Raw genomic sequence first — 13,274 nt, forward strand, 5'->3', positions numbered from 1 at the left:
CAAAAAGACAATTTATGCGAAACAATTTATCCTTCCTTATCCTCTCACTCTTCTTCTGTGCCGAAACCATGGCACAGCAATTCTCCCCTACTACAACAATCTGGACAAACAGAACGATAGAAAGCATACTTGCCCAAGCCGGGAAATACAAGACCGCAAAGGATGTAAACCCTAACGCTTCAAAGACAGAAAAGACCAATATCCAAGTGCCTTATGGCAATGACGGACGGGATTTCCTGACTGAATGGGCATACTCGGAATTTGTCTGGACTAACTTCTATCCTGTAGGAAACGGACGCATGGCTGCCATGGTTGCAGGCGGAATTGACAATGAGGTCATACAAATCAACGAGGATACAAGTTGGGACGGCTCGCCTTATGGCACACTGAAGGACGAGAACGGTAACACATTGACCTCAATGGATGAGGTTTACAAGGCAAAACGCATCACAACCGTTAACCCTACAAGTGGAAGTGTGAAAGGCAATAGCAAATACTATAAGGACATAGCTGCGCAAGCCCTGAAGATTGACAATGCTCATACAAAAGAAGCTGTGCAATACCGATATGACCTTGAGAGCATGGTCGAGGCCAAATTCCTTGGCAATCCTAAACGCCAAAGGGCATACAAATCGTTTGTGGAGCTGTACCTTGATTTCGGGCATAACAGCGCAAACGCCAAAAACTACACTAAAAGTCTTGACCTTACAACAGGCATCGTCACTGTCGAATATGACATTAACGGAACCCACCATAAGCGTGAGACATTCGCAAGCTATCCTGACCAGGCGATAGTGACACGTATCTCCACTGACAGAAAGCAGGATTTCCATGCCACACTGCACAGCTATCATGCCACAGACACAAAATATTTCACTTATAACAAGATAAGTGACAATGAGATAAGTCTGCGTGCCCACATCACTGACGGCAACAAAGACGGCAGCATCGGGTGCATCAACGCTGTCTGTTTCGAGGCACGTCTGATGCTTCGTGGAGACGGAAAGTTCCATGTTTCAGCAGACAAGAAGTCCATAAAAGTGAAAGGTGCAAAAGACACTGAGATTTATGTCGTTGGCGCTACCAACTATGTGGATTACCTGAATCTTGACAATGAGAAACCGACACGTGACTGTCACCGCTATATTGCTAACATAAAGTCCAAGACTTATGGCAAAATCATGCAACGACATAATGCTGATTTCACTCAGATGTTCAATCGCTCAAACCTTGAAATAGCGAATGTTGATGCAACAGACTACAGCAGTGTGCCGACAGAACTACGTGTAAGAAAGAATGCAGAGGGCATGTCAGGATTCATGTTTGGTGGCGGTTCAAAACTTTATGCTAATCCAAAAGTGAACACGACTTACACTGACGGAGACAACCAGCTTGCAGTGCTTGAGTTCAATTACGGCAAATATCTAATCATTTCCGGTTCACGACCGGGCAGAAAAGCCACACAGCCCGATGACATTGACATAGCGGAAAGCCAGCCACTGAACCTGACAGGCAAATGGAATGCTGCAATGTCGGCAGGATGGAATGGCAAATATACTATCAATATCAACACAGAAATGAACTATTGGGCTGCACAACCACTGAACATTGGCGAGTGTGAACGCCCTCTGACAGACACTTTCCATGAACTTGCAAAGAGCGGAAGCATAACAGCCGACTACCAATATGGCATAGGCAACAGCGCAACTTATAAGCCGGGAGCGCCGTGGGTGATGCACCATAACTTTGACCTTTGGCGCGGCACACAGCCTATTGACAACGCTACGGCAGGACTATGGCCTACCGGTGGTGCATGGCTGCTTGACCATGCTTGGCAGTATTATCTGTACAACAATGACAAGGAGTATCTCCGTGAACTGTATCCTTACATGGCAGGAGCAGCACGCTTCTTCACTGACTTCTTGATTGTTGACCCTCAGACCGGCTATCTCATCACTGCCGCATCATGTTCTCCCGAACAAGGAGGTGTGCAGCCCGGTCCTGCTATGGACACACAGCTGATACGCAACTTGTACGATATGGTGCGGAAAGCTGCCAAAATCCTTGGAAAAGAAAATGAAGATGCACAGCTTCTTGCAAAGATAGAGGAACAGATGCCTACAACATATTTTGCCGAAGAAAAGGGACGCTTGGCACCTAACCTCATTGACGGACAGGGATTGATACAGGAATGGGTGCGCGGAGATGTAGGGTTTGACTTCTCAAAGAAGAACAATCCAGAAGAGGGAAAGTACAAATTCATCCATAACAAGTACACCGGTAAGGACATAAGCATCAATGAGCATTTTGCGAGCAACAACAGTATGCACCGCCATTGCTCACACTTATGGGAGATTTACCCAGGCACTCACCTCTCTGCTTTCAGCACAAATCCTGCCGAACAAGCTTTGTTCAAGGCTTTCCGCAAATCTGTTGATGCGCGCGGTGCAGGCACCGGACATGGCTGGGGAGTGGCGTGGCGCATCAGTCTTAATGCAAGGGCACTTAACGGTGAGCAGTCATCAAAGATGTTGGAGCAGCTTTTCCAGACACGCACATCGCCTAACCTGTTTGACCAGCACCCTAATTTCCAGATTGACGGAAACTATGGAGCTACGGCAGGCATATTGGAAATGCTCATACAGAGCCACGACGGTGCTGTCACACTGTTGCCGGCGATTCCACAAAGATGGGCAAACGGTTCGTTCAAAGGTTTCGTCACTCGTGAGGGAGCAGTGATTGACCTTGTATGGCTGAATGGCAACCCCACGGAATTGACCATCCATGCCACAAAGACCCAACCTCTCCGCATACGAGTAATAGGCATGGAAGAACAAACAATAGATATGGAAAAAGGCAAGACATACACCCTGAAATTATAGTTTGAAATAAGCATCAACAGTAATCCCCGTGTCATTCTCTCATGGCACGGGGATTCTTGATATTACAATAGGTTACCTTTTGCACTGTCAAGTGTCACGTTTCATGACACAAACCGTTACGTTTTAATTTGTCATTCGTAACCTTTTGTTTTTTCATGTCAGACAATCTTGGCTACGTTAAATATATCACTGAAAAACTATCGATTATAAAAACTTTCCAGATATAGTAAAGTCCTACAAAGAAACTTCTACATTAGACAGTATTGTTGCTGTTGCGTGATGTCCCTCTGGCAAAACAGCCTTTGTCCCAGGAATAAAGATGCATGGCCATACAAAAAGAGCAGTGATAACAGACAAAGGAGTCCTATTCTTGCCATAAACTCTGCAACTTCCACTCAAAGGAGCTTTTGTTCCATCCCTCAAGACTAAGTTTGAGAAATTCATTTCCAATCGTCCTTTCGTGCCTGCAAGTGAGGATTTCTTGGCTTCTGTTACACGTGCCTCAACCATAGAACCTGCCGGTATAGCGGTTTTTCCATTAACCATAACAGGACTTGTGACACGGAAACGAACCATATCACCTACCTCAACGTTCTTAGCCTGAACAGTTTGTGCAGCTTCCACCTCAATCGTGGTTCCGGTTTTGATTGTCACTGTCTCTTTTTGTGCAAAAGAAAAAGTGCTACAAAGTAGCAAACATGAGACAAAAATCTTTCTCATAATACAATACATTGCCTCCCAGTCCCAACTTGGCATTAAAGTTTGTTCCTTCAAAAGGCGTGGAACTGTATGCCCACGTCTCTATGTGAAGGTGCTAGGAAAACCTTAATGTGCAGATATGGGAATAACAGCCCCACGCATATGCGTGAAGACAGTTAAGCCATCGTCTTGCACATTGTGATTAAGTTTCCTAGGCTTTTCACATACAAGAAGAAGACATAACGCCTCTTTTTAACCGAAATGTAGTGGAAAAGGATATAATGTCCAATTCCACTTACAAATTTAGCGATTTTTTTTGTATTAACAAAGGAATCATTGAAGAAAATACAGAAAAACCAATTTTATGGGCTTCAATTGGAATAATTCAAATTAAAAATTTACATTACAATACAGTTCGTATTGACTATTTTACAACATAAAAGAGTGTGGCGCTGCCACACATACATAGAGAGCATTCGCACTATCTGCAGGGCTGAAGCCCGCAGTTACCATAAAGAATGTGGCTCCGCCACAATTATTAATGAAACAGCTATATCAATGTACTATTTCCGAAATATTCATTCTTTATCACTCTATAATACAAAAAACAAGTCCTGCACCACAAAGATGATGCAGGACTTGTTATATAGAGTTTTTAGCTAATGAGAATGTCTCGTCACTATAAAGCCTTTAGCTTACGCAGCAGCGAATATCCATTCATAGAAGCAGCTGCAAACACCGAAGAGTGCAACACCCAATGTGCAGAGAGCGAGGGCAAGGCGTGTGTTGCAGTCAGACTGGAATGTTGGGAGCGGCTCAGAATCGTTGTTGATGTACATTGCCTTCACGATCAGAAGATAGTAGTAAAGTGAGATTACTGTGTTGAGCAATGCGATGAACACGACAACATAAGCTGCGACAGAACCTTGCTGGCATGCTGCCATGAAGACGAAGAACTTGCTGAACATTCCGGCAAATGGTGGGATACCGGCAAGACTGAACAATGCGAGCGTCATAAGGAACGCGAGCTTAGGGTTAGTCTTGTAGAGTCCGTCGTATGATGACATTGCTGTTGTGCCGTTGTTATTCTCTTCCACTGCGCTGATTACGGTGAACACCGCCATGTTGGCAACAACATAGATGAGCACGTAGTAAGAGAGTGCTGTCACACCATAGGATGCGATAGCAGGATTGCCTACACCTACAACAGCAAGCATGATGTATCCTGCCTGCGAGATAGAGCTGAACGCCATGAATCGCTTGAGGTCGCTCTGACGGATAGCCATAAGGTTGCCGACAGTGATGCTGGCAACAATAAGGATGTACATGAGCATCTCCCACTCTGCCGCCATTGGCTGGAAGACCTTCATGAGAAGTGTGCAGAGAGTGAACGCTGCTGCTCCCTTAGAGATGACACTGAGATAACCTGTTACGGTTGTCGGAGCACCCTGATATGTGTCAGCTGTCCAGAAATGAAATGGCACAAGGGAAATCTTGAAGCCAAGGCCTGCAACGAAGAACACAAGTCCGATGATTGTCAGAGTTGAGAAGCCATTGTTAAGGGCTGCTGTGAAATCATCGAAATAGAGTGCGCCTGTAGAACCGTAGAGGAATGAGATGCCGTAGAGCATCACACCACTTGAGAACGTTGCAGTAAGGATGAACTTTGCTGCAGCCTCTGCACTGTGGTGACGGTACTTGTCAAGAGCGACAAGGCATGCCATAGGCACGGACGCCATTTCGAGTCCGAGGAAGAACATGAGGAAATGACCTGCGGACATCATCATGTTCATACCGAGGAGTGTAGAGATTATGAGCATATAGAACTCACCTTCCTTGAACGCTGTGTCAGGACGGCTCATCCAGTTACGGCTCTGAATGACAACAATCAGTGTGCCGGCAGCAAGAATCACCTTCATGACGTTGGCTGCGGTTGTTGCAACGTACATTCCACCGAACGCCTCTGCCGGCTCTCCACAGAAGAAGGTAACGACAGTCTGCACAAGAAGCATCACGCACATCAGCGGATTGAACCACTTGCGCTCTGCTGTCTTGGAAGAAGCGAAATCAGCGATGAAGGCTATTATCAGAATAGCAACGAGTGTTGCCTCCGGAACCATATATAGAAATTGTGAATAATTCATATACTTTCAGTTTTTTAGCCAATAATATTACTTAAAACAGCTGCAACGCCACCGTCAATCACATTGCTTGCCCAGAGTGGGAAGCTACCGAGTGCTGCAACGCAGAAAATGAGGCAGCACACTGTGAAGCGCTCGTCCCATGTTGCATCAGTAAGTTTTTCGTATTCAGGCTTTTTCACCTTCTCGAAGAGGATGAAGCCAACAGTACGAAGGATGTAAACGGCTGTCACAACGATTGATGTACAAGCGATGATTGTGCAGCAACGATGGAATGTATCGTTGTTCTCGAATGAACCGACGAAGATTGTCATCTCGGCGATGAAACCTGAGAAGCCCGGAAGACCGAGGTTTGCGAGACCTGCTATCACATAGCCTACTGAGAGGAATGGCATAATCTTCATCAAACCGCCCAACTGACGGATGTCACGTGTGTGTGTACGACCGTAAATCATACCGATAAGGGCGAAGAAGAGTGCTGTCATCAAACCGTGGGAAAGCATCTGAAGGATAGCACCTGTACAAGCTGTCTTGGTCATCATGAGGAGAGCGAAGAGCACGAGTCCACAGTGGCTGACGGAAGAGTAAGCGTTGATAAACTTCAAGTCGGTCTGGACACATGCAGAGAATGCTCCGTAGACAACAGAGATTGTTGTAAGTATAAGGAACACCCATGCCAACTGCTGTGCTGCTTCAGGAAGAAGGAACATAGCAATGCGGAAACAGCCGTAACCTCCGAGCTTCATAAGCACTCCGGCGTGAAGCATGGACACAGATGTAGGGGCACAGCCGTGACCGATTGGTGACCATGTGTGGAATGGGAACAGTGCGCCGAGCACACCGAAACCGATGAACACGAATGGGAACAGAACCTTCTGAACAGCAACAGGGATAGCATGTGCACCACCTGTCTGATGAGCGATTTCGAGAAGATTCATTGTCTGTGCACCGCTGAAGAAGTAGATTCCTACAAGTCCGATGATGATAAGGGCAGAACCACCCATAAGCATCAAGGTCAGTTTCATTGCGGCATACTCTTTCCTTCCTGAACCCCAGAAACCAATGAGGAGGTACATAGGGATGAGGGCTACCTCATAGAACATAAACATTGTGAAGAGGTCAATGCTTATGAAGAAGCCGTACACACCTGTTGAAAGGAGTGTAAACCACATGAAGAACTCTTTTGTCAGCGGCTGCAGCTTCCATGAAGCGAATGTGCCGGTAAAGACAATGATACTTGACAGCAGAAGCATGACAACGCTGATACCGTCAACACCTACCGCATAAGAGATATGGAGCGGTGCGAACCATACTGTGCTGAATGTGTACAGCATCTCTGCCTCATTGCCGGCGGCACGCTGGGAGATGAAGTCAATAGTCAGCCACGCACTCAGGGCGAGGAGACAGGATGAGCCTGCCACCATCACGCCACGCACCTGTTCGATGTTGCGTGCCAGCCAAAGGCCGAACAACATCAGGACGGGGATTACTACGAATAATGTTAATATACTCATTTTTCTTATTCCTTAATTTTAGATTGCCAACAATATTAACGACAACGCAACAGCACCTGTGAGGAACCATACCGCATAGCTGCGCACGTCACCATTCTGCCATGAGCGTATGCTCTCACCGCTTTCGTTAGTGCCCCATGCTGTGAAGTCGATGAGTCCGTTGATGATTTTCTCATCAATCCATGCCACCGGTTTGGAGACAAAGCGGAAGAGAATCTTGTGTGTGACGAACATGTAAACCTCGTCCATATAGAAACGCTTGTATGCCGCACGATGCAGACGTGGGAACATCTTATACATCTTCTCTGCGATTGGCTGCTTCTCACCTTTATATATATATGTGGCAAGACCGATACTCAGAAGTGCAATGACTGTTGAGGTAATGGCAATCTGAGTGTCAAGATGAATTTCATAGACCTTACCTGACGCGCTCACAAATGAACCGAAGTTCAGTGCCCATCCGCAAGTCAGTGTGATGACTGTAAGGAATATCAGAGGGAATGTCATTGTCAGAGGTGCCTCGTGAGGAGTGTGCGCTGCATGGAGCTCCTTGTTCTCTGTTCCCCAGAAAATACCGTAATAGAGACGGAACATGTAGAATGCTGTCATTGCGGCAACACCTGTCATTATCCAACCTACAACCGGGCTGTACTGGAAGCAAGCAGTGATAATCTCGTCCTTGGAGAAGAATCCTGAGAACGGAGGAATACCTGCGATTGCAAGGCAAGAGAGAAGGAATGTGATGTGAGTGATTGGCATATACTTGCGCAGACCACCCATTGCTGACATCTCGTTAGAGTGGACAGCGTGGATGATACATCCTGCTCCAAGGAACAGACATGCCTTGAACATAGCGTGTGTAAACAAGTGGAACATTGACGCCATATAGCCAAGCTGTGCGTGGTTGTCAAGGATGACTCCTTCCTCGTGGCTTGGAAGACAAACGCCAAGTGATACCATCATGAATGCAATCTGAGAGATTGTCGAGAACGCAAGCACACGCTTGATGTCGCTCTGGGCACAGGCAATGGCAGCAGCATAGAATGCTGTGAACACACCAACGTACACAACAATGGACATCTGGTCAGGAGCATACTGAATCCAAAGTGGGAACAGACGTGCAATCTGGAACACACCGGCAACGACCATCGTAGCAGCGTGGATAAGCGCACTGACAGGAGTAGGGCCTTCCATAGCGTCCGGAAGCCAAATGTGCAATGGGAACATTGCCGACTTACCGGCACCACCGATGAACATCAGCACGAGGGCTGTCGGGATAATCAGACCACCGGCAGCAACAGCACGGGAAACATCGCCCTGAAGGAATGGAGCTGCGCCCTCTGCCATCTGAATCTCTGTACCTGTGAAATTGAAGCTGAAAGAACCTACATAGTAGCCATAGATAAGAATACCGATGAGGAAGAACATATCAGCGAAACGTGTGACAATGAACGCTTTCTTTGATGCGTGAACTGCCGCATGCAAAGGATAGTAGAATCCGATGAGCAGATAAGAGCTGACGCCCACCAACTCCCAGAACATGTACATCTGGAAGATGTTTGTAGCGACAACAAGTCCGAGCATGGACATTGTGAAGAGAGAGAGGAAAGCATAGTAACGCTCAAAACCTTTCTCACCGTGCATGTATCCGAAAGAATAGATGTGCACCATAAGGCTCACGGTAGAGATGACGATGAGCATCATTGCTGAGATAGGGTCAAGCAAGAAACCAAGGTCAAAACTCAACGAGCCAAGTGGCAGCCAAGTGAAGTTGAACGGCACAATTGTAGGCAGTGTGCCGTCAGCAAGACGTTCAGTAGTGAAGTAAGTGATTGCCGTATAATAGGACAATACAGTCACTGCACCGAGCGATAAGGTGCCGATAAGACCGGCAGCCTTATGCGACATCTTCATGCCGGCGAGTCCCAGTACAAGGAATGAGAGCAGCGGCAGAAGAAGAATCAAAAATACATAACTATATTCCATTGTGATTTTCCTTTCCTGTTTATTTCTTTAATTCCTTTATACTGTCCACCTGGTCACTGTTGCAGTTACGGTAAACATTAATGATAATAGCCACAGCCACAGCAGTTTCAGCGGCGCTCATACCAATAGAGAACAGGGTGAAGAAGAATCCGTCAAGCTGTTCAGGGAAGAGGATGCGGTTGAAAGCGGCAAAGTTGAGGTCAACGGAATTGAGAATCAGCTCTACCGAAATAAGCATGGCTATCAGGTTGCGACGGCTGATGAAGCCGAACACTCCAATGAAAAACAATAGTGCGCTAAGCACAAAGAAGAATTCTACCGGTACCATAGCTTATTCCTTTCTTGAGATTAAGATTCCACCGATGATGCATGCCAAAAGGAATACGGAAATGAACTCGAAAGGGAGCACATAACCATACTTGCCAGCACTGACAAGTGCCTTGCCAATGACATCCATGCCGACTTCCTTGTCGGCCACCTGTGCGAAATTGTTAACAAACTGATTCTTTAAGAACACACCTACCACTGTGGCGAAACCTGCGAGAGTCACAAGAGAACCGAGTATCACACGGCTGCCTTTAGCATGCTCGACAAGCCCCTGAAGAGTGCGCTTGCTGACAAGCTGTATGGCAAAGATGTAAATCATCGTGACACCACCGGCATAGACAGAAATCTGCGCGGCACCAAGATAGGTGTAGTCCAGCAGGAAGTAAAGTCCCGCCACACCAAAGAGCACGAACAACAGGAATGTTGCGGCTCTCATTATTCGCTTTGTTGTAACACATATAATGGCTGAGCCAAGTATCACAACAGCGAGTATTGCAAACATTATTAAATTAGCCATTGTTATTTTTTCTTAGTGTTCCATGTTCCGATTTCTATCGGGTTGCCACCGTCGGTGATGTTTGGCAGGGCAACCTCAAACTTCTCCTTATCCAAATGGTGCACAAGGGCGTCACGGCTGAATGTGGAGTTCTCGAAATCATTAACAAACTTGATAGCGTCATGAGGACATGCATTGACACACAACTCGCAGAACATACATTCTCCAAGGTCGTAACGATAGTCTTCAAGCACACGCTTTTTCTTGCCGTCCTCAGTCTCTATCTGCTTCTGAGTGATCTTGATTGTGCCATTCGGGCATGCCATCTCACACAACTTGCAAGCGATACATTTGTTGTTGCCATTCTCGTCAAGCGGCATGATGAGGCGTCCGCGGTGACGTGCAGAAACATGAAGGGTTGTCTTGCGGTTCTCCGGATACTGCTCTGTGACCTTCGGTGTGAAATATTCTTTCAATGTCACGCCAAAGCCTGTGCACAGAGACTTCACTCCGTCAACAATACCGCCGAAATATGATTTTTCTTGTTCCATATCTTTGTTATTTATTTAGAAGTGAAGTCCGAACGCTACCACCAATGTCATCAGCACAAGGTTGAGGAGTGACAGTGGCATGAGATACTTCCACTCGAGTTTCAGAATCTGGTCGATGCGCAGACGTGGGAATGTCCAGCGAATCCAAAGCAGAATCCATATAATGAAGAATGCTTTGCCGAGGAACCATACAATACCAGGAATGTAATCCATCACAGCATTGAAACCGTCCAATCCAGCTACATGCAGAGGCATCCAGCCACCGAGGAACACTGTTGCAGCAACACCGGCACAGATGAACATGTTCAGGTACTCTGCCAGATAGAAGAAACCGAAGCCCATACCGGAATACTCTGTGTGATAGCCGGCAGTCAGCTCACTCTCTGCCTCAGGAAGGTCGAAAGGACCACGGTTAGCCTCTGCATTACCTGCAACGATGAATGTCAGGAAAGCGATAATCGCAGGGATATGTCCCTTGAAAATCAGCCATCCGTCAGCCTGTGCCTCAATGATGCCTGAGAACTGCATCGTGCCTGTCAGCACAACGGCAGAAATCAGACAGAGACAGAGTGACATCTCATAAGAAATCATCTGCACGGCACCACGGAGAGCGGAGACAACAGAATATTTGTTGTTTGAGCCCCATCCTGCAAGGAAGATGCCGATGATTCCCAAACTTGAGATAGCTGTCATAAGGAAGACACCCACATTGAAATCCAGCACGTGTGCACCCTTGTTCCATGGCATGAAGGCGAAAGCGCCGACACTGCCGACAAGAGTGAGGAACGGAGCGAGGATGTAAAGCACCTTATCTGCCTTCTCCACAAAGAAAATCTCCTTTGTGAGCATCTTCAACACGTCACAAATAACTTGGAACACACCCCAAGGACCGACACGCATAGGACCGAGACGGCACTGGAAGTAGGCACACACCTTGCGCTCCATGAAAATGAGTATAATCGCCAGAATGGCGTATGCTGCAAGGATGAATACTCCCACGAGCACGCACTCAATAAGTATTGACAGGAAATCGCCGAGACCCAATGTGTCACGCAACAGACTGTCAAACCATGTTGTTACTATACTAAAGTCAAACATATTATTCTTTATTATCTGTCAATATCCGGTATCACATAATCCAATGTCGCGCCAATAGCGATGAGGTCACCAATCTTCTCGCCACGGCAGATGTCGTCCATTGCGCTTACGAGTGGCAATCCCATAGGACGGAACTTCAGGCGCAGAGGATTCTTGCCGCCGTCACTACGCAGGTAAACACCAATCTCGCCACGTGAGCCTTCGCATGAAGTATACCAAGAGCCTTCAGGAACCTTGATAATCGGCTTCTGCTTGATGTAGAAATCTCCCGCAGGGATGTTGTCGATAAGCTGCTCGATGATGCGGACACTCTGCTTCATCTCTTCCATACGCACAAGGTAGCGATCCATACAGTCGCCCTTTGAGAGAACAACTTGGTCGAAATCCACCTGTCCGTACATGTCATAAGGATGATTCTTGCGCACATCGTTAGCCCAGCCTGCCGCACGTCCCGTACCACCTGTACAGCCGTAAGAGATGGCATCCTCACGGTTCAACACGCCTACCCCGTTGAAACGGTTGCGGAGAATGATGTTGCCAGTGAACACATCCTCGTACTCCTTGAACATCGGCTTGATGTAGTTGCAGAGGTTCTTGACATTCTTCACGAAGTTCGGATCAATGTCAGCCTGACATCCGCCGATACGGTAATAGTTCTGGATAAGGCGGCCGCCGGTTGTCTCTTCCATACAGTTGAGCACCTGCTCACGGTCGCGCATACCATATATAAAAGGTGTAAGACCGCCAAGGTCCTGTGCGCAACAGCTGTAGAACAGGAGATGAGAGTCAAGACGCTGCAACTCATCCATGATTGTGCGGATGTACTTGATGCGGTCAGTCAGCTCCACTCCCATTGCCTCTTCGACAACAGAGCAAAGAGCATGACGGTTCATCATCGCCGAGAGATAGTCAAGACGGTCTGTAAGAGCCAGTGTCTGTGGGTAAGTGTAGCTCTCGCACATCTTCTCTATTCCGCGGTGGATGTATCCGCAATGAGGGTAAATCTTGCGAATCTCCTCACCGTTCAGGATTGTCTGCAGACGGAGCACACCGTGGGTTGCAGGGTGCTGAGGACCGATGTTGATGACATAGTCGTCATCGGTGAACAGCTTGTGCTGTGTCTCTGTCAGATTTCCGTTCTTGTCAAGATTATACTCTATGGTGTAGTCCGGTTCCGGATCATCCTCCAGCGTGTAACGGTTGTTCTCAGGACTCATGTCGTAATCCTTGCGGAATGGGTAGCCTTGGAAATCGGAGCGCAGATAGAGACGGCGCATGTCCTTGTTGCCAAGGAACTTGATGCCATAGAAGTCATAAACCTCACGCTCAAGAATCTCCGCGCCTTTCCACAAGTTGCTCACCGTAGGGATGTAAGCATTGTCACGGTCGCTGTTGACAGCCTTCACACTGATACGCTCGTGCGTGTCGGTGTTCTCAAGAATGTAGACAGAGCCAAGACCTTCTTCACCGAAGTCCTCACCGACAATCGTTACGAGGAAATCAAAATGCTTGTCATTCTTAAGTTTCGCCATTTCTGAGGCGAAATCCTTCAATTCAAACTGTTTGTTTTCTAATTTCAT

The 13,274-nt window shown here is 47.1% G+C and carries 10 protein-coding genes; 1 reads left to right on the forward strand and 9 read right to left on the reverse strand.

What is annotated here, in order from left to right; all coding sequences use genetic code 11:
- Nucleotides 1–14 precede the first annotated feature (14 nt).
- Nucleotides 15–2,882, forward strand: a complete 2,868-nt coding sequence (locus HPS57_RS02055) for a glycoside hydrolase family 95 protein (RefSeq protein ID WP_172179695.1) — start codon at nt 15–17, stop codon at nt 2,880–2,882.
- A gap of 234 nt (nt 2,883–3,116) precedes the next feature.
- Here the strand turns inward: HPS57_RS02055 and HPS57_RS02060 are convergent, their stop codons facing one another.
- The 9 genes from HPS57_RS02060 to HPS57_RS02100 all read right to left on the reverse strand — a co-directional run bounded on the left by HPS57_RS02060 (nt 3,117) and on the right by HPS57_RS02100 (nt 13,274).
- Nucleotides 3,117–3,602, reverse strand: coding sequence for a hypothetical protein (locus tag HPS57_RS02060; RefSeq protein ID WP_172179697.1), 486 nt, complete (start codon nt 3,600–3,602; stop codon nt 3,117–3,119).
- A gap of 674 nt (nt 3,603–4,276) precedes the next feature.
- Nucleotides 4,277–5,725, reverse strand: a complete 1,449-nt coding sequence (locus HPS57_RS02065; RefSeq protein ID WP_172179699.1) for an NADH-quinone oxidoreductase subunit N — start codon at nt 5,723–5,725, stop codon at nt 4,277–4,279.
- A 14-nt stretch (nt 5,726–5,739) separates the two neighbouring features.
- Nucleotides 5,740–7,236, reverse strand: a complete 1,497-nt coding sequence (locus HPS57_RS02070) for a complex I subunit 4 family protein (protein WP_135939398.1) — start codon at nt 7,234–7,236, stop codon at nt 5,740–5,742.
- An 18-nt stretch (nt 7,237–7,254) separates the two neighbouring features.
- The gene (gene nuoL / locus HPS57_RS02075; protein ID WP_172179701.1) at nt 7,255–9,222 is read right to left on the reverse strand and encodes an NADH-quinone oxidoreductase subunit L; all 1,968 of its coding nucleotides are present in this window, start codon (nt 9,220–9,222) and stop codon (nt 7,255–7,257) included.
- Nucleotides 9,223–9,241: 19 nt separating this feature from the next.
- A complete protein-coding gene (gene nuoK, locus HPS57_RS02080) occupies nt 9,242–9,550 on the reverse strand; it encodes an NADH-quinone oxidoreductase subunit NuoK (RefSeq protein ID WP_135939400.1) in 309 nt (102 codons plus the stop codon).
- A 3-nt stretch (nt 9,551–9,553) separates the two neighbouring features.
- Complete coding sequence (locus tag HPS57_RS02085) at nt 9,554–10,066, reverse strand: NADH-quinone oxidoreductase subunit J family protein (RefSeq protein WP_172179703.1); 513 nt, start codon at nt 10,064–10,066, stop codon at nt 9,554–9,556.
- A 2-nt stretch (nt 10,067–10,068) separates the two neighbouring features.
- The gene (locus HPS57_RS02090; protein WP_172179705.1) at nt 10,069–10,596 is read right to left on the reverse strand and encodes a NuoI/complex I 23 kDa subunit family protein; all 528 of its coding nucleotides are present in this window, start codon (nt 10,594–10,596) and stop codon (nt 10,069–10,071) included.
- 15 nt (nt 10,597–10,611) lie between these two features.
- Nucleotides 10,612–11,694, reverse strand: a complete 1,083-nt coding sequence (gene nuoH / locus HPS57_RS02095; protein ID WP_172179707.1) for an NADH-quinone oxidoreductase subunit NuoH — start codon at nt 11,692–11,694, stop codon at nt 10,612–10,614.
- An 11-nt stretch (nt 11,695–11,705) separates the two neighbouring features.
- Nucleotides 11,706–13,274: an NADH-quinone oxidoreductase subunit D gene (locus HPS57_RS02100; RefSeq protein WP_172179709.1), complete on the reverse strand. Its 1,569-nt coding sequence runs from the start codon at nt 13,272–13,274 to the stop codon at nt 11,706–11,708.

The organism is Palleniella intestinalis (assembly GCF_013166595.1).
Taxonomy (GTDB): domain Bacteria; phylum Bacteroidota; class Bacteroidia; order Bacteroidales; family Bacteroidaceae; genus Prevotella; species Prevotella intestinalis.